Here is a 17,215-nt window from a genome sequence, read left to right on the forward strand (position 1 = left end):
CATAGTATTGCTACCTGCAATACCAATACTTTTTTATCTTTTTTCCATTGATTTGTTATACTGTTATTGTGATGTTTAATTTAGTTCATCACTGATACTTAATCAGAAAGATTAGAGGCTTTCAAGCCCCTAAAATTTCCGTGACAGCTCCAAAGAAAGCATCCACTTTTTCATTGATAAAAGAAGCAATACTGTCATTATTCTCCGTTTCTGACTGTTGGCTTATTTCAGTAGTAACATCCGTCCCATCAGGGACTGAACTGTAAGTGTCATTTCCAATTGATGTGACTGCCTGATCTTCAAGGCCCTGAAGTTCCATGATGTAACCATCAACAGCTATGGAATAGCCTGAAGGATTCAGACTTATTGTTTCAGGGTATGCTATTGGTGTTGGAATAGACCATGCTTCATTCGTAGCAGTATTAAGATAGGAAATTTTTGAATCTGAAACGAATATGAGATCGTTACCTTCCAGACTGTAATAGTACACATTATCTATTTCCATCTGATCCTGCCCGCTGAGCAAAGTGAGATTATACATTCTTGATGGGACATCCCGGTCTAAGGTACGACAGATAACCAGAACACAGCCATTTTCACTAAGCATTGTATCAATATCCGAATCAACTCTGAACAATTTCTCAATTTCACCATTTATTGAAACTGCAAACAATTCATGCATCTTACTCGAACCATTAGAAACTAAAAGTCTTTCACTGTCCGGATACCACGCTTCAATAATTCCATAATCTAATAAGGGTATTATAGCAGGTTTTTCCCCATCCATATCGTTGAAGGACAAAACATAAAGAAGGGTGCCACCTCCTTCTGAAAGACTATCTTGAGTGAATGACAGTTTTTTACTATCTGGACTCCATTTTACAAAATAAAAATTTGCGCCTTCTACGGAATATATCTGGTCAATATCTCTGGTTTCGATATCTACAAGAAACATTTCTTTATGGATTTTGGTATAATTATCTTCCAGCATCGAGAATACCAGTTTGCTTCCATCACCTGATAATGTAACATCTTTAATCTTGAAATAATTATCACCTATGTCCAAACTGAAATTAGTATTGTCTTCTAAATTGTAAACGACTAAGTTTCCCGGGATAAAAGTAATAATTTTATCCTCTACAGGTGACCATTTATAATTAACAGGCATCTCAGAAATTGATCCACTTACGTCCAGATCCTGATCAATCCTATGAACAGGCTGAAGATCATTTGACATTATCCCAAGCTGGGAAGATTTTACCCGATACATTCCTCCTGTTGATTCTTCCACATATGCAAAATAATCGCCAGAAGAGCTCCATACAGGTGATCTAATTATCAGACCTTCACTGGATTTTGATTCCCCCCATACAACGCACTTTAAATCTGAACCGTCTGCATCTGCAATGTAAAGAGCGTATACTATGGCACTGCCAAAATCCCCTCCCCCTATCATATGAAGAAAAACAGATGTCTGGATTAACATCTGATCACCATCAGGACTCCAAATTACATTAAAATAAGGGGTCGTGTTTTCGTCATAGCCTTCATAAACATCAGTATCCACAAGACTGAGTAAGTCTTCACCTACTGTTTGCTGGAGGTCTGCTACAATAGTTGCATTTACCTGTTCCGGATTACTACCTGCAACTGCCGGATGCAAAGAAATACAGGTAAGAGCGACTAGAATCAACAAATTAATCCTGAATCTTAACGTTGACGATTTATTTATACTATTGGAAAAATTCATGTTTATACTTCATATTTGTAAATAGTTTAATGGGTGAAACGAATGATAAATTTAGACTGAAACGATATATTGAAACGTCATACATAGATGAAACAAAGGTACATGACACAGGTTTAGCATGTACTGCAAGATTGACGTTTACACTCCAAGCAAATAATCGTAAGTAACAATTGATATAAATTATGGCCATAGCTCCAACTAATTAAAATGTTATACATAACTTACATTGATACTTTGTAGATGAAGTGGGGACAGAAGAAGATACAGATATACTTCATCAACCGCAGGCAGAATGAATGAAATACATTCTTTTTTAATTTTGCAACAACTTTTTATACTGTTGTTACAAAATATTGACTAATGAGTGAAGTTAGTCTATCGCTAATCCCCCCTATTAGTAAAAAAACAACAACTGCCATTATTATTGCTGAATGTTGGGTATTCATTGCACTGATAACTGCTGATGCTATGGGAGTAGTAAGTTATGGAGAAACTAGGTATTTCCACTGGATAATCTCACTAAGCCCCCCCATATGGGTACTGCTTATGGCAAATCCAAATAGCCAGAACTTAAGTGGCAAGGATGAAAAGAGAGCCATTATGGCAATGGTAGTTACTTTTGTAATCGTTATAGTTGTAGCTCTGGAATCCATACTACAGGGAAATATATAATCTCAATATAGTTGTGAAGAAATCAATACTTAAAAGAGAGATTAAAGATATTTCACAAAATTATTTTAATCCTCTATATTCAACAGTTCTTTAGTCAACTCATAGCTATGTTCTGTACATTTGGGAGTAGACTCATCAGCACATTCTTTATATGCAAATCCAGAAAGCTCATAAAGCACTTTGTTAAGGTTCCTGCCTTTACTGGTCAGGTGATATTCTATTGTTACCGGTGTCTTGGATACAATTACCTTTTCTATTAACCCGTCCTGTTCCAATTGACGCAATTTACCGGACAGAACCTTGCTACTAAGTTTAGGATTGTTTTTTAGGAATTCATTAAATTGCTTTTTTCCACAGAACATATCCCTGATTATGTTGAGCGTCCATTTCTTACTTATTAGTTTTATTGCCAGGTCTATAGGACTGCGTTCCAGGTCTCCCATGATTTCTCACCAGGTTACCAAATGGTTAGAATAACTATTTACATGTTCTCCTGTTATGTGATGATGTGAAAATAAGGAACGGTAGAAATGTCTTATGTATAAATAAAATTATACAATGCGTTTCTCCAAAGTTCTGATTGAGGAAATAAGATGACAAAAATACTAAATAGCCTGGTAGGCGAAGCCTTAGTTGGTGAAGGACCGGAAGTTGCTCATATAGACCTTGTGATAGGAAGAAAAGGAAGTGCTGTTGAAACTGCGTTTATGAATTCCCTTGCAATGCCAAGACAGGGACACTCTCCTTTACTTGCCGTACTTGAACCAAATGTCACACCAAAACCCGCAACACTTCTTGTGAACAAAGTAACTATCAAGAATGTGGCACAGGCAGCCCTGATGTTCGGACCTGCACAGGCATCCATTGCAAAAGCTGTTATGGACAGTGTTGAAGAAGGCGTAATTCCAAAAGAAGAAGCTGAAGACCTACTTCTCATTGTCTCTGTGTTCATAGAGTGGGATGCAAAAGACAAGGATAAGATCTATGAGTTCAACTACGAAGCAACAAAACTTGCAATCAAGCGTGCGGTTGACGGAACTCCTACAGTCGACGAAGCACTTGCTAAAAAGGATATTGCAGCACACCCATTTGCATAAATGAAATATTCCTGCAAGATCATTGCAGGATCAACTTCCTTTTTTGATGAATGTCATTTAAATTGTTCAATATTTAATTCATTATTGAAGAGCATCCAGATAGATTTCGAAATAATATTACTGCCACATGACCTCAAGTGGCTTCCTGCGGGGAATGCCATGTACCTTATACATAGGATGCCCGAATAAGATTGCATAAGCACTTTTCCTTCCTGACGGCAGGCCAAGTTCTTTCTGGAGAGGTTCATAATAGGTTGCAGCGGCAGCAACAAAACCGGCCCAGCAGGTACCTACTCCAAATGCAGGTGCTGCGATATCGAAATGGGTGAGAGCAATTATAGCATCGGTAGCTGCAATTGGATTTTCTTCGGGAATATGTGCAAAAAGCAGATGCGGAGCATCCCGGCAGATGACATCATGCCCATGTTCCCATGCTGAAATGAATGCAGGTACGTAGCCACTCATTGGATGTGAGGTGTTCACAAGGCTCTTCATCCATTCGATTGTGAGTCCGGCAATCTTCCTGACTCTTTCAGGATCATGAACAACCAGCCACTGAACAGGTTGACCATTTGTTCCTGATGCAGCGTAGCGGGCAATATCAAGGATTTCAAGTATTTTCTCCCGTGGAACAGGCTCTTTTGTAAAATGCCTTATTGACCTGCGTTTCTTAAGATAAAAACCTATATCTTCAGTAGAGATATCACCAACACCGGCGGGCAGAGTTACTTTCTCATCAGGACGAAGATTCAGAATCAACGCCTCAGACGGACAGAAAACCTCACAGTGTCCGCATTTGATGCAGCGCAGAATGTTTGCTTCCTTCACCTGTGGAAGATTTGACTTTTCAGCTAATTCGATAATACGCGTAGTACATACTTTTGTGCAAATACCGCAACCTGTGCATAGATCCTGATCAACGATAATGAGAGTAATGAGTATCAACTCCTGATAATGAGCGGATATACAGACACACACCCGGCTCTTTTTGTGATAGATATACTAACGGCATTATTCATTTGCTTTTCTCTACAGATATTTCCAGCCTCTAAATGTGTCATATCAGTAGAATGCTTACGGTTCTGATTGTAATGAATTATATTGAAAATGACTAAAAAAGGGATGATTACAGGACTATTCTCCTGAACTCATACGTTCAATCGTTTCGTCCTCACTACTGGATTCTATCCTCATGGCTAATTTTAGCCATAATCTATTAATTTATTGATGTTATAACTAAAATCATACAAAATGAAGAAAACTATAGGTAATATATCAAACAGAATTCATGTGGTCAAACAGGGCTAAATACTATGAAAAGATCGATACTTTTTATTTTCCTGATAGCAATACTGATGTTCTCGGTTTATGCTGTATCTGATGGGGATGATGGTACAGTTACATCTTTTTCTTCTGTTACTCCTGAAGAAAATGTTTCAGACAATATGAGGGCAGAAGATACAATAAATGCTGTTCCTTCAAACGCTCTTTCTGAAAATAGTCTTATGGATCCGGCTCCATGCATACAGCAGGAAATGGCTGACAAAAAAGAACTCAAAGATTTTCTTCCGGCTAACCCTCCTGAAACGACAGGTGTTTTACGGATTCAGGAATATGTAACACCATACGCTGATGCTGTGCAGGACTATCTTAAGGATGAAGATCTTGATGATGCAGATGAGATATATGAGACTGCAGTTTCATGGATATGGGTGTCTGATACTACCCTGAACTACCAGCCGGATGGATGGCTCACTCCTACAGAGTTTCTGCAAGATACTCCGGACTTCGATTCAAACCCTGTGCCAGGTGAGATCGTAAGTGATTGTACCGAACAGGCTAATACTCTTGCATCGTTACTGATAGGCTCCGGTGAATATGATGAAGAGACCTTAAGGGTTGTTATGGGTCAGGTAACCAGCAGTAACATTAATGGTGGACATGCATGGGTCGAGGTCTACGAAGATGGGGAATGGTTCCCTGTGGATGCCACAGTAGGTCCGTATTATGACGAGGACCTTGAGGAAGTGGTCTATCCCGACAATTACAAAGATATTGATTTCGATTACTTCCGGGATGAAAAATACTCTGTGGTAGAGCTCTGGTATTATTATAACAATGAATACATCATTGATGTCAGTTCAGGTACAGGAGATGCACCTGATTATTGGTATTCTATTCCTTCCAGTTATTATTGATTTTTTATCTGCTTAATCTTTTTTCAGTTCAGTAGAAATCCTCATTTTAATGGTTATGCGATTACGCATGCTGCCATGATTGCAGACTATCAATATTGTGGGAGAACTGCAGATTCAAATTCATACCAAAACATATGAAGAAAAAATCAACTCTTTTTCCCACAACCACAAACCCATTCTCAATTAACAAAAACACCAGTTACTTCTCAGTAAAGTGATGAGCAGTATAAGCAACCTCTCCAGTCTTTTCGGAATATAAGCGGAAAATAAGCCTTCTTCTTTTGTCACTAACAAGTTCCTGAGATTACGTGCACGTTCATAATTAAAAATAGAATAGAAAAGAACAAGATGATCCTGACATAGATGACTACATTTTCCTTTATAAGTAACTAACTTGTGGTGGGGATGATGTAGGGAGAGATATCCAGAACCATCTTGATTTACAATCCTAAAAAAATATATTGTAAAAAAGAAAGGGAAGGGACCCTTACTTTTACTTACGTCTGTTGAAGAACAGTGCCAGACCAACTATTGCAAGTACAGGAACAGCAATTGTTGGGAATTCTGGAATATCACCATCTAGCACCCACGTCTTATTAACAGGATCTTCTATTTCTACCTTAACTCCCTGGTCATCATAGAAGTAAGCTGTTATCTCATCCATTCCAATTCCACCATCACCTGTGTATGTGAAAGTTGCTTCTCCGTTTGAATCTGTTACATCCGTACCAGTGTCTCCAGCATTTGGTCCGCTTATTACCTCAAAGTAGACCGTGACATTTTCAACTGGCACAGCCTGACTAGTGACCGTTGCAGTAACGGTGTGATCAGTATTGACTACATTCTGGGCACAGCATGGTGTCAGGCCGATGCCTGTAACAACGTATCCACATGGCAGGTTGGAAGGATTGAAAGACTGCTGGAGCTCCTGATACCATATCTCCCTCAGAGCAGCGCTACCAGGATAAGAAAGGCCTATGTAATCGATATCAAATCCATTATAGATGAACAGGCCTGTATCTGTGCCAGTAGGATATTTTGCATATGTGTGCACGGGACCGAATACATTATTAGTGTTTGTACCAGTCATATCCAGACACCAGTGAGAATCATGGGTTGTCATGACATTCATATCACCTACTGCATCAACAGGATACGTCAACATAGCTGCAGTGTCAATGTAATAAGGACTGCTTGTATCTGTTGAAGACAGCGAGTTCTCTTCTACTATGGTGAGGGCTACACCAACCCTACCTGTTGCGCCAGGATTATTGGTAGTGAATGGATATGGCAGCCAGCTGTAGTCCTGCGTTGTTTCTTCACTGTCATAGATAATAAGTTTGTTACCGTTTGCTACAAAGTTTATAATGGCTGTCTTCTGCGCAGCAGTGAGTGTACCTGTACTGGGCAAAGCGTTATTTCCAACCAGCATCACTACAGTGTCATAGGGAGCAAGGTTTGCATCATTAACATCTGCCGGGAGCATTGTATCAAAGGTCATACCAGCGACTACTGTAGGAAGAGTACCACCATTAGGTGTGCTATATCCACCTATTGCAACTACATTCTGACTGCTGGTCAGAGCCGATGCTGATTGACTTAGCAGACCTATACACACAGCTATTACTAGAATGGTAGTAACAGCTGATTTTACTGTTAATTTCTTGATTTTCATATCATACCACCTCTTTCTTGATTTTGCAATAGGTGGTGTTCAGAAGTTAGCACATATACAGCCCTAGCTATATATGCACAGTAATTCGTTCTATTTCCGCACCCCACTTATGCAAAAATTAAAGATAGGAATTTCCAACTATCCCTAATAAAAAAGTGATGAACATCATATATAATTGCACCGATTGCATACAAAATTATATCTCTAAAAATAAATATATATCTAAATAAAATAGATTTTTAATTAATAATTTAATTAATAGTAACAAATAATTATGAATAAACAGAAGAAAAATTAAATTAAAAATAGTTTTTTAAAAATTTACATAAAAATAAATATAACAGTTGCTGATCTAAAGTACGTAAAACCTAAAATATAGAGAAGATGCCAGGGCTTTTTCCATTATTTTAATTTGATATACACCACCTTATACTCAACAAAATCACAAAATCTTGAAGATTGCCGCATCTCAGATTCAGCAGATTTGATATTATAGCATCAACCTTTCCAATTCAGACTTTCTTCCCCACAATCACAAATCCATTAACCTGATTCCCTGTCCTTGTCACAAAAGTATCCCTCTTGAAAAACTCCACCTCAAACCCATTCTCAACTAACAAAAACACCAATTCCTTTTCAGTAAAGTGATGAGCAGTATAAGCAATCTCACCAGTCTGTTCATCATAGGCTAAGAATGAACCCTCTTCCTTTGTCACAGGCAAATCCCTTAGGTAACGTTCACGATAGATATCAGAATGCCAGGTCTGTCCAAAATCTGCAATATAGAGGTAGGTACCTGGCTTAAGAACACGGCAGGCTTCACGTACAATTCTGGAGCGGTCTTCCTTTGAGACAACAACCGTGAGGAAAGCCTGCATAATAACAACATCAAAACTCTCATCTGCAAACGGAAGAGCAATGGCTGTGGCTCTTGCAAATGCAGGAACCATCTGGATTTCATATTCTATGGCTGCTTTTGCGGTCATCTCCAGAGCATCGTGGTTGATGTCGATGCTTGTTACTGGAAATCCATGTGAAGCTAGTTCTATGCTCACTTTTCCAGTGGCACATGCAACATCAAGAATATGGGCATTAGCAGATATATACTTGAAGATGACAGGATCAAGTTTTATTGTTGCAGGGAGTCCTTTTCCCTCAACATCAATCCACGGGTTTTCATGTTTACTCATGATTTAAAAATCCCTCATTGAAATTTCTGAAGAAGAATATAATTCAGTAGAAGAAATAGATTCTCACAAAAAACAGTTAATTATCTGCCAGACATAAGCAAACTGCTTAACCAACATTTTTAATATAATCGCCTGCTTTTCTAAGACTTAAATATACTACATATTACCCTATTTCAATTAGAGGAACTTACGATGATCACTAAAGAAGAGGTAGAACACGTAGGCTGGCTCGCACGTATCGAGATCGATGCAAAAGAATCTGATGCGTATGCAGAGAAGCTCAACTCCGTACTGGACTATTTCGGGCAGCTCGATGAGGTTGACACCGAAGGCGTAAAGCCAACATACCACGTAGCGGACATTGTAAACGTGTTCAGGAAAGACGAAGTCACAGAATCGATGTCACAGGAAGAAGTGCTTGCAAACACCGAACACAAGCAGGAAGGAAACTTCAAAGCTCCTAAGATCATGTGAGGTGGACAAATGGCAGCATGGACAAACATTTCAGGCATCAGACAGAAGATTGCAGACTCTTCAGCTGAAGAGGTCACTGCCTCTTACATAGAGACTATTGGCAAGAGCAAGATCAACGGATTCACCACTCTCTCAGACGAGGCGATCAACACAGCCCGTGAGATAGACGCAAACGGTCACGAAGGACCTCTTGCAGGTGTACCGATCGCGATCAAGGAGAACATTTCCACAAAGGGACTCTCCACAACCTGCTCATCAAAGATACTTCAGGGATATGTGCCACCATACGATGCACATGTCATTGAGAAGCTGAAGGAAGCAGGAGCAGTAATTCTTGGAAAGACCAACATGGACGAATTTGCCATGGGAACTTCCACCGAATCAAGCTACTATGGACCAACATTTAACCCATGGGATATGAACAGGGTCCCAGGAGGTTCTTCCGGTGGCAGTGCAGCAGTCGTTGCAGCAGGTGAAGCACCTGTATCACTTGGTTCTGACACCGGAGGTTCAGTCAGGTGTCCGGCAGCATACTGTGGTGTGGTTGGAATAAAACCAACCTATGGATGCATCTCAAGATACGGACTTATCTCCTACGCGAACTCACTGGAACAGATCGGTCCACTTGCAACAAACGTTGCAGACATTGCAACCATTATGGATGTAGTAGCAGGATATGACAACAGGGACAGCACATCCATTAACAGGGAAAACACTTACAGCGATGCCCTGAAGGACGATGTCAAAGGCATGAAGATCGGTGTTCCTGACGAGTACTTCGGAGAGGGTATCGATGAGAATGTCGAAAAGGCAGTGTGGGACTCAATTACAAAGTTCGAGGACATGGGAGCCACCTACGAGAAGGTATCCATGCCACACACAAAATACGCCCTTGCATCATATTATGTTATAGCCATGAGCGAGGCTTCATCGAACCTTGCACGTTTTGACGGAACAAGATACGGATTACGTGTAGATGGGGATAACTGGCACGTCATGGCATCAAAGACCCGTGCAGAAGGCTTTGGTCCGGAAGTAAAACGCAGGATACTTCTCGGAACCTACGCACTTTCAGCAGGTTACCATGACAAGTATTACCTTAAGGCACTACAGGTAAGAACCCTTGTAAAGCAGGACTTTGACAAGGCTCTTGCAAATGTTGATGTGCTCATGGCACCAACCATGCCTGCACCAGCATTCAAGATCGGAGAGAAGATTGATGATCCACTTTCACTTTACCTTGCTGATGTCAACACAGTACCAATCAACCTTGCAGGTGTGCCATCCATCTCAGTCCCATGTGGATTATCAGATGGAATGCCAGTAGGACTTCAGATAATTGGTAAGCACTTCGATGAGAACACCATCATCAGGGCTGCATACAGTTTTGAACAGAATACCGATCATCACACCAGAAGACCTCCGGAGGTGGCATAATGGTGTACGAGAACCCTGACGGAGTAAGAATAGGACTTGAGGTCCACGTCCAGCTGAACAAGCTCAAGACAAAGCTCTTCTGTGGATGTTCCACAGATTACCACGACTCAGAACCAAATACACACGTATGTCCGGTCTGTCTCGGACTTCCAGGTTCATTGCCAGTACTCAACGAGAAGGCAGTGGAGTTTGCCATAAAGGTTGGTCTTGCTCTTAACTGTAATATCGTGGAGCAGACCCAGTTCCACAGGAAGAATTACTACTATCCGGACCTTCCAAAGAACTTCCAGACAACACAGTACGATTTCCCGATCGCAGCCAATGGAAAGATTATCATTGAAGGCGAGGACGGGGAACATGTAGTTGGTATTACCCGTGCCCATATTGAAGAAGACCCCGCAAGGTTGCAGCACATGGGTACAATTGACAGGTCCAAGGGTACACTCATCAACTACAACCGTTCGGGCATGACACTTATTGAGATTGTCAGTGAGCCTGATATGAGAAGCCCCAAGGAAGCAAGACGCTATCTTGAAAAACTCAAGAGCATTCTTGACTATCTTGGCGTGTTCGATGGTGATCTCGAAGGTGCAATGAAAGCAGACGCAAACGTTTCCGTATTCTGGGGAGACCGTGTTGAAGTTAAGAACATCTCCTCATTCAAGGGTCTTGAGAGAGCTCTACTCTACGAGATTATGAGGCAGAAGAACCACGTCAGACGTGGTGGAGAGATCGTCATGGAGACAAGACACTTCGACGAAGCAAGAGGTGTGACAATTTCCATGCGTACCAAGGAAGAGGAACACGATTACCGTTACTTCCCCGAGCCTGACCTCGTACCTCTCAGAGTTGCTGACTGGGTGCCAGGGATACGCGAGACACTGCCGGAACTTCCTGACGCAAAGAGAGAACGCTTCATGGAGCAGTACGGCCTTGGTGAAACTCATGCAAGAGCACTTACCACCGAGATAAAGGTGGCCAACTTCTTCGAGGAAGTAGCATCAAAGGTTGACCCGAAGGACGCAGCCGTCTGGGTTTCTGACATCCTGAAGGGCGAGCTGAACTACCGTGAACTTAGCATTGATGCTTTCACAGTTGAGGATATTGTTGCTGTTGTCGAGCTTGTAACAGGTAACAAGATCACTGAACAGAGTGGTGTTGAAATCATACGCACAGTCCTTGATGACGGTGGCAAGCCACAGGAAATCGTCGAGAAGAAAGGACTTCTCAAGGTGGAAGACGACATCGTTTCAACGGCTGTTGAAGAAGCAATTGCTGAGAACCCTGAAGCAGTGGCAGACTACCTTGGAGGAAAGGAAAAATCCCTTAACTTCATCGTTGGTAAGGTCATGCAGAAGACAAAGGGACGTGCTGATGCCCGTGAAGCAAGAGAGAAAGTGCTTGCAAAATTGAACGATTAATTTAAAACTAAAAATGGGGTAAAAACCCCATTTGAAATCTTTTTTATAGATCTTTGACTAAAATCCACTTATTAATGGTTCATTATTGACTTTTAGACTCGCTACACCTATTATTAGAGTTAAAGGTGCTTTGGATCAACATTCTCAAGGAATGCCTCACCGCGTGGTGTGAGAACGTAAGTTGAATCATCCTCTTTTTCAATGTATAGAGTATCCACGAGCATATCGAGGTTCAGCCTAGCCTGCATATCATTAAGGTCAAACTTTTCCTTGACATCATCAAAGGTCATTTTTCCTTCGCCCAAGCTTTCAACAATGTGCCTGCGAGTAGGATTCTGCATAGCTTTCAAACCAGCTTTGTGATCCTCTGTCGGATTCTCCTTAAGTTTGCCTTCACTCTGTGCTTTGTCATGCCATTCCTGCCATCTTTTCTTCAGGTCATCTTTAGGTTCGGTATTGGTGTCAGCAGCATCAAGGTAGTCCTCACCGCGTGGTGTGATGACATAGCTGCTCTCACCATCTTTCTCAATGAACAGAATGTCTTCGAGCATTCCAAGGTGAAGTTTCAGCGGCATGCTTTCAAGATTGAGCTCAGCCGTTAGTTCGTCAAATGTCATCTTCTTTTGATAAAGGCTTTTGATGATGTTTCTTCTGACAGGATTTTGCAGGGTCTTCAGTTTTGCATCATGCTCCTCTTTGGGATCCCTTTTGAGCTTACCCTCTTTTTTAACTCTTTCATACCATTCCTGTCTTCTTTGTTCCTTATCCTCATATGACATAGCCATCAGTCATTATTAATAATGATATTAATAAATAGTTTGTCCTAAAAATGAGAAAATTTAGCAGCAATATTTATACCATAGAAAGTAGTCACAGGACTATTCAATAGGACATGAAATGAGGTTGAAATTTGCCAAAACAATTATATGTTTTGAGCATCATGTAAGCAGCCTATTATCCTAATTACATATTATAATCATTCAGGTGAAAAATAATGGCAAGATTTCCAGAAGCTGAAAACAGAATACTGATTAAGAAGATTTGTATGGACTGCAATGCCCGCAATGCAGTACGTGCAACAAGATGCAGAAAATGCGGCGGCAAAAGCCTGCGCATGAAATCCAAGGAATCAAAGGGTGGCTGATCGTTCTCATGCAAGTGGAAGAGTACCTTAATAAGATCGCTGAAAGCGAAGGTACAGTTCACTTGACACTTATCGACCCGGCATCACAGACCCCGGATCAGGCTGCAGAGATAGCTCATGCAGCTGCACTCGGAGGAACAGATGCTATCATGGTCGGTGGTTCCACTGGAGCCGGAGGAGTGCTCCTTGACCAGACGCTCCTTAAAATTAAAGAGAGAACAGATAAGCCTACAATATTATTCCCGGGAAATGCATCTGGTGTCAGCAAGCATGCTGACGCTATATTTTTCATGAGCTTACTCAATTCCCGAGATATAAATTATATTACCACCAATCAGGCAATGGGTGCTCCGGTCGTTTACAAGAGCGGAATTGAACCCATCTCCATGGCATACATAATAATAGAGCCAGGAGGAACCGTTGGATGGGTAGGTGATGCAAAGCTCATACCAAAACACAAACCAGAGCTTGCAGTAGCATACGCACTGGCAGGAAAATATCTTGGCATGCATTATACCTATCTTGAAGCAGGGTCAGGTGCAGATTCACCAGTCACCCCGGAAATGATAGGTGCGGTCAAACACGTCCTTGGAGACAACAAGCTAATCGTTGGCGGAGGAATACGTGACGGAGAGACTGCAAAGATGTGCGCCCTCGCAGGAGCGGACATGATTGTTACAGGAACTATTCTGGAAGAGAGTTCCAACGTTACTGCGAAGATAGAAGAGCTGGTTTCAGCAATAAAGAAGTAATTGAAGGATTTTCCTTTTCTATAGGTTATTAATTAGCTATTAATAATCTGTTATTTACCTTCAGACCGAAATAACCCATGGAGGTTTGACAATGCTTGAAGTACAGAATATCGTTAAAGAATACGAATTCAATGGTGTTAAAAAAAGAGTTCTTGACAATGTAAGTTTTAATGTTGCAGACGGAGAGATACTTGGAATTACCGGAAAGAGCGGCAGTGGAAAGACTACTATTTTGAAGATACTTCGTGGTATTGAGGACTTTGATTCAGGTTACTTCGAGCTTAATGAGGAAAGGATAGAGCCAAATGCAGAAAGAGAAAAACTCAAATTCCTGACCCATAACAGTGCTATACACCTTCAGCGTAATTTCGGACTATGGAATGGACCTGCTATTGAAAACATAGTACGCAGGCTGAACTTCCTGGCAGTAGGTCACGAAGGAGTACCAGACCCGGAGGCACTTCATTATGATGGTATTTATGAAGAGGCAATGTACTACATGCGCCTTGTCAGGCTTGAACATAAAGCACAGCACTCTTCAAACCTGTTAAGTGGTGGCGAGAAACAGAGACTTATACTTGCCCGCCAGCTTGCAGCAAAACCTAAACTTCTACTCCTTGACGAACCGGTAACAATGACCGACCCCGGTACAAAGCAGGAGATGCTTGATGTAATAAAAGACATCAAAAAAGAACTTAACATTCCTATTATAGTTGTTTCACACCTCCCGGAGATTCACCTTTACCTTGCAGACAAGGTTGTTTACCTTGAAGATGGAAAGGTGGTTGAAACCGGAGAAGCTAAAAATGTGCTGAAACATTTCCTCAAGGACATCAAAGAACAGACACCTCTGGCAGAAATTACCAGCAAGGAGCCTATCATTAAAGTAAGAGGACTTTCAAACCGCTTTGCACTCCTGCGTGTAGGAGAAGTCCTGAAATTCGAAGACCTTTCCCTTGACATAAACAAAGGAGAGATAACTGCGCTTATCGGACCATCGGGTTCAGGAAAGACAACACTGCTTAAAATGATAGAAGGTCTCAGAGTCCCTAAAGAAGGAGAGATCACTTACCTGCATGAAGGAAACTGGCTCAACATCATCGATTTTACTATCCAGCGCCTGGATCTTCGCAGGAAGATGAGCATCATGCACCAGGAATTCACGCTATCACCTCATTCCACCATCAGAGACCAGCTTGCTTTCAAACTTCGCCTGAAGGGAGAAGGTTCCCTGGATTATGCAAGACAGAAAGCTGCTGAAATTGGAATCTCTGATGAAAAGCTCGATACACTTTACAGGCTGACCGAAGTTACAGAGGAAGAAAAGGACAAGACACTACGCGAAATCGGTTTGTCCATAGATATTTATGCAAAACTTTTCCCTGCAATCACCAAAGGTACAGTTGACACACAGGCAGCCGAGATCTTTGAAACCCTTGACCTCCCAATGTCGATTCTGGACAAAACACCATACCAGATCAGCGGCGGAGAGCACGTCCGGGCATATATAGCACTGGCACTTGTCACAAGTCCTGAAATACTGATGCTTGATGAACCATTCGGTGACCTTGACCCTGTAACACTCAGGGACGTGACCAATTCCCTGAAGAACATTAACAGGAAATTCGGCACTACAATTGTGTTTGTAAGCCACCATACTGATTTTGTAAGGGAAGCTGCACACAGGGCAATTCTTATAGACGATGCAGAGATCACAATGGATGGAAATCCGGAAGATGTTTGCCAGAAGCTCATAGAGATGAGCCATGCAAAGTATCTCGAACATGACCTGCAAGAACTTGTAGATAATTAATCACAATGGCTTCGGCCTGTTAGTCTTTTTTCTTATTGTTCCAGACGCAGTCTTATTTTCAGAACAAGATTTTTATTCTAACACCTGCTAATTAATCATTGGAGGTTTAATATGAAAGATATTATTACAGACTATACCGAAATCGCGAAAAAGGTCGGTCTTTTTGGAATAGGCTTATGGGCGCTGACAGAAGAAAAGATACAGGACATCACTGATGACCTTATCGAGAACGGGGAGATCAAAAAGGAAGAAGGCAAGAAGTTTGTCCGCGAAGTAATGGATGAGCAGAAGAAGCAGAAGGAAGAACTTGAGAAGAAGATCTCATCAAAAGTCCAGGATACCATTAACAAGGCAGATATTGCAACAAAGGATGAGGTCAAAGAGCTTAAAGATATAATTTCAAGTCTTGAAGCAAAAATAGACAAACTAATAGACTCTGACAACAAGGAAGACCTTTAAACCCGAAAAGGAGGAGTGTTCTTCAGTAAAGATAACAACCTCTTCTTAAATGTTTCAAAGGCACTTTATTCTTTAACCAGTGAACACAGGGAAGGAAATCCAAAAGCAATTGTGGATGAGTGGAGCTTTTTTCCACTTAGTCCCTGTACAGGTGACGTTCTGGACATTACCGGCAGAACAGAACCTGGTGAAACAATAACAATGGCAGTTTCATTTTCAATAATATCCCCGGTCATCGATAACAGATATGAACACCTGTTTAAGAAAGTAGGAATTCCGGGAGGAAGCAACAGTTTTCAGGTTATGGCACAGAAAGTCCATGATCTTAATTTCATTGTGAGGATGTTCGTTGACTTTAAACGCAGCTTTGATGCTGAAAATGGTATTGCGCATTTCCATGAGAAAAACGTTCCTCCCGGCAATTATGAAATTGCCATTAATGGAAATGCGATTGAAGGAGAAAACGAAGTCATACTTGATTTTCTGGCAACCCAGACAATAAAGGCTGACAATGAAGGCAGATTTCATCAGAAATATGATACCTGCACATTACCGGAAGGCGATTTCTCAGTAAAGATAGGCAATCACGAAAAAGTAATAAGTCTGACAGACGGAACTAAAGAATAGAGAAAACTACCACGAAAAGTACCGCTGACAAAATAAAAAGGGATTACAACCCCTTTGAGATCATCAATTTGATAAAATCGGTAGATTCCATTACCGGAACACTGTCAATAAGACAGACGTCTGACCATGGAATATTGAATTCTGCATATGCTTCGTTGCTTTCAGCCTCGTAAAGTATGAAATAGCGCCCTCCATTGAGGTCTACCCACTGGTTGATGACAGTTATTCCTGCAGGTGGCCTGAGATTCTTGAAATGTTCAACAACCTTATCATTATCCTGCGGATCCCATGTGCTTATATCGAAAAATAACATCTACTCACACTCCTTTTGTATTATTGAACGAAGCCATTTTATTCTGGCATTTATATTCGGATTTCAGCAATTATATAACTGTCCCTTTAATTTGAGAAAAGGACAGGCTGGAATAAAACTAAAAAAACTTGCAAGATATTATTTTGTGCGATAATTTAATAATAAAGCCAGTACAATTAAATAGTACATCTAA

At 41.0% G+C, this 17,215-nt stretch carries 18 protein-coding genes; 11 read left to right on the forward strand and 7 right to left on the reverse strand.

Annotation, left to right across the window (positions count from 1 at the left end; all coding sequences use genetic code 11):
* Window positions 1-121 precede the first annotated feature (121 nt).
* The gene (locus RE474_RS04690; RefSeq protein ID WP_309311820.1) at window positions 122-1,693 is read right to left on the reverse strand and encodes a TolB-like translocation protein; all 1,572 of its coding nucleotides are present in this window, start codon (window positions 1,691-1,693) and stop codon (window positions 122-124) included.
* Window positions 1,694-2,110: 417 nt separating this feature from the next.
* Between RE474_RS04690 and RE474_RS04695 the strand changes: the two genes are divergently transcribed.
* A complete protein-coding gene (locus RE474_RS04695; protein ID WP_309311821.1) occupies window positions 2,111-2,422 on the forward strand; it encodes a hypothetical protein in 312 nt (103 codons plus the stop codon).
* A 65-nt stretch (window positions 2,423-2,487) separates the two neighbouring features.
* Here the strand turns inward: RE474_RS04695 and RE474_RS04700 are convergent, their stop codons facing one another.
* A complete protein-coding gene (locus tag RE474_RS04700; protein ID WP_309311822.1) occupies window positions 2,488-2,865 on the reverse strand; it encodes a winged helix-turn-helix transcriptional regulator in 378 nt (125 codons plus the stop codon).
* A 150-nt stretch (window positions 2,866-3,015) separates the two neighbouring features.
* On the opposite strand from RE474_RS04700, the gene fae reads away from it, so the two are divergent.
* Window positions 3,016-3,519, forward strand: a complete 504-nt coding sequence (gene fae, locus RE474_RS04705) for a formaldehyde-activating enzyme (protein ID WP_309311823.1) — start codon at window positions 3,016-3,018, stop codon at window positions 3,517-3,519.
* Between the two features lie 117 nt (window positions 3,520-3,636).
* On the opposite strand, the gene RE474_RS04710 is transcribed toward fae, so the two are convergent.
* Window positions 3,637-4,464 (reverse strand): nitroreductase family protein, encoded by an 828-nt coding sequence (locus RE474_RS04710; RefSeq protein ID WP_309311824.1) that lies wholly within the window; start codon window positions 4,462-4,464, stop codon window positions 3,637-3,639.
* Between the two features lie 368 nt (window positions 4,465-4,832).
* Between RE474_RS04710 and RE474_RS04715 the strand changes: the two genes are divergently transcribed.
* Complete coding sequence (locus RE474_RS04715; RefSeq protein WP_309311825.1) at window positions 4,833-5,717, forward strand: transglutaminase-like domain-containing protein; 885 nt, start codon at window positions 4,833-4,835, stop codon at window positions 5,715-5,717.
* A 493-nt stretch (window positions 5,718-6,210) separates the two neighbouring features.
* On the opposite strand, the gene RE474_RS04720 is transcribed toward RE474_RS04715, so the two are convergent.
* A complete protein-coding gene (locus tag RE474_RS04720; protein ID WP_309311826.1) occupies window positions 6,211-7,392 on the reverse strand; it encodes a PEF-CTERM sorting domain-containing protein in 1,182 nt (393 codons plus the stop codon).
* 512 nt (window positions 7,393-7,904) lie between these two features.
* A complete protein-coding gene (locus tag RE474_RS04725) occupies window positions 7,905-8,582 on the reverse strand; it encodes a class I SAM-dependent methyltransferase (protein ID WP_309311827.1) in 678 nt (225 codons plus the stop codon).
* A 192-nt stretch (window positions 8,583-8,774) separates the two neighbouring features.
* Here RE474_RS04725 and gatC point away from each other — a divergent pair, with 192 nt between their 5' ends.
* From gatC to gatB, 3 genes are read left to right on the forward strand one after another with little or no spacing between them, the layout of a single operon-like run.
* Window positions 8,775-9,056: an Asp-tRNA(Asn)/Glu-tRNA(Gln) amidotransferase subunit GatC gene (gene gatC, locus RE474_RS04730; RefSeq protein WP_309311828.1), complete on the forward strand. Its 282-nt coding sequence runs from the start codon at window positions 8,775-8,777 to the stop codon at window positions 9,054-9,056.
* A gap of 9 nt (window positions 9,057-9,065) precedes the next feature.
* Complete coding sequence (gene gatA / locus RE474_RS04735; RefSeq protein ID WP_309311829.1) at window positions 9,066-10,493, forward strand: Asp-tRNA(Asn)/Glu-tRNA(Gln) amidotransferase subunit GatA; 1,428 nt, start codon at window positions 9,066-9,068, stop codon at window positions 10,491-10,493.
* A complete protein-coding gene (gene gatB / locus RE474_RS04740) occupies window positions 10,493-11,914 on the forward strand; it encodes an Asp-tRNA(Asn)/Glu-tRNA(Gln) amidotransferase subunit GatB (protein ID WP_309311830.1) in 1,422 nt (473 codons plus the stop codon). Before gatA ends, gatB begins: the two co-directional genes overlap by 1 nt.
* 119 nt (window positions 11,915-12,033) lie before the next feature.
* On the opposite strand, the gene RE474_RS04745 is transcribed toward gatB, so the two are convergent.
* Window positions 12,034-12,699 carry an ArsR family transcriptional regulator gene (locus RE474_RS04745; RefSeq protein ID WP_309311831.1) on the reverse strand — a complete coding sequence of 222 codons (666 nt, stop codon included), beginning with the start codon at window positions 12,697-12,699 and terminating at the stop codon, window positions 12,034-12,036.
* Window positions 12,700-12,908: 209 nt separating this feature from the next.
* On the opposite strand from RE474_RS04745, the gene RE474_RS04750 reads away from it, so the two are divergent.
* The 5 genes from RE474_RS04750 to RE474_RS04770 all read left to right on the forward strand — a co-directional run bounded on the left by RE474_RS04750 (window position 12,909) and on the right by RE474_RS04770 (window position 16,709).
* Window positions 12,909-13,058, forward strand: coding sequence for a 50S ribosomal protein L40e (locus tag RE474_RS04750; RefSeq protein ID WP_023845608.1), 150 nt, complete (start codon window positions 12,909-12,911; stop codon window positions 13,056-13,058).
* Between the two features lie 8 nt (window positions 13,059-13,066).
* Entirely contained in the window at window positions 13,067-13,810 is a 744-nt protein-coding gene (locus RE474_RS04755; protein ID WP_309311832.1) for a phosphoglycerol geranylgeranyltransferase, read from the forward strand.
* 91 nt (window positions 13,811-13,901) lie between these two features.
* Complete coding sequence (locus RE474_RS04760; protein ID WP_309311833.1) at window positions 13,902-15,623, forward strand: ATP-binding cassette domain-containing protein; 1,722 nt, start codon at window positions 13,902-13,904, stop codon at window positions 15,621-15,623.
* Window positions 15,624-15,734: 111 nt separating this feature from the next.
* On the forward strand, window positions 15,735-16,082 hold the full coding sequence (locus RE474_RS04765) for a phasin family protein (protein WP_309311834.1): 348 nt from the start codon (window positions 15,735-15,737) through the stop codon (window positions 16,080-16,082).
* Between the two features lie 15 nt (window positions 16,083-16,097).
* A complete protein-coding gene (locus RE474_RS04770; protein ID WP_309311835.1) occupies window positions 16,098-16,709 on the forward strand; it encodes a hypothetical protein in 612 nt (203 codons plus the stop codon).
* Between the two features lie 43 nt (window positions 16,710-16,752).
* Here the strand turns inward: RE474_RS04770 and RE474_RS04775 are convergent, their stop codons facing one another.
* On the reverse strand, window positions 16,753-17,022 hold the full coding sequence (locus tag RE474_RS04775) for a DUF3303 domain-containing protein (protein ID WP_309311836.1): 270 nt from the start codon (window positions 17,020-17,022) through the stop codon (window positions 16,753-16,755).
* Between the last annotated feature and the right edge of the window lie 193 nt (window positions 17,023-17,215).

Source organism: Methanolobus sediminis (genome assembly GCF_031312595.1).
Lineage (GTDB): Archaea > Halobacteriota > Methanosarcinia > Methanosarcinales > Methanosarcinaceae > Methanolobus > Methanolobus sediminis.

Bases quoted from the DNA above. Each gene is read 5' to 3' on its own strand.
- RE474_RS04695 (WP_309311821.1), top strand. From the start codon at position 2,111: ATGAGTGAAGTTAGTCTATCGCTAATCCCCCCTATTAGTAAAAAAACA.
- RE474_RS04700 (WP_309311822.1), bottom strand. From the start codon at position 2,865: ATGGGAGACCTGGAACGCAGTCCTATAGACCTGGCAATAAAACTAATA.
- fae (WP_309311823.1), top strand. From the start codon at position 3,016: ATGACAAAAATACTAAATAGCCTGGTAGGCGAAGCCTTAGTTGGTGAA.
- RE474_RS04715 (WP_309311825.1), top strand. From the start codon at position 4,833: ATGAAAAGATCGATACTTTTTATTTTCCTGATAGCAATACTGATGTTC.
- RE474_RS04720 (WP_309311826.1), bottom strand. From the start codon at position 7,392: ATGAAAATCAAGAAATTAACAGTAAAATCAGCTGTTACTACCATTCTA.
- RE474_RS04725 (WP_309311827.1), bottom strand. From the start codon at position 8,582: ATGAGTAAACATGAAAACCCGTGGATTGATGTTGAGGGAAAAGGACTC.
- gatC (WP_309311828.1), top strand. From the start codon at position 8,775: ATGATCACTAAAGAAGAGGTAGAACACGTAGGCTGGCTCGCACGTATC.
- gatA (WP_309311829.1), top strand. From the start codon at position 9,066: ATGGCAGCATGGACAAACATTTCAGGCATCAGACAGAAGATTGCAGAC.
- gatB (WP_309311830.1), top strand. From the start codon at position 10,493: ATGGTGTACGAGAACCCTGACGGAGTAAGAATAGGACTTGAGGTCCAC.
- RE474_RS04745 (WP_309311831.1), bottom strand. From the start codon at position 12,699: ATGGCTATGTCATATGAGGATAAGGAACAAAGAAGACAGGAATGGTAT.
- RE474_RS04750 (WP_023845608.1), top strand. From the start codon at position 12,909: ATGGCAAGATTTCCAGAAGCTGAAAACAGAATACTGATTAAGAAGATT.
- RE474_RS04755 (WP_309311832.1), top strand. From the start codon at position 13,067: ATGCAAGTGGAAGAGTACCTTAATAAGATCGCTGAAAGCGAAGGTACA.
- RE474_RS04760 (WP_309311833.1), top strand. From the start codon at position 13,902: ATGCTTGAAGTACAGAATATCGTTAAAGAATACGAATTCAATGGTGTT.
- RE474_RS04765 (WP_309311834.1), top strand. From the start codon at position 15,735: ATGAAAGATATTATTACAGACTATACCGAAATCGCGAAAAAGGTCGGT.
- RE474_RS04775 (WP_309311836.1), bottom strand. From the start codon at position 17,022: ATGTTATTTTTCGATATAAGCACATGGGATCCGCAGGATAATGATAAG.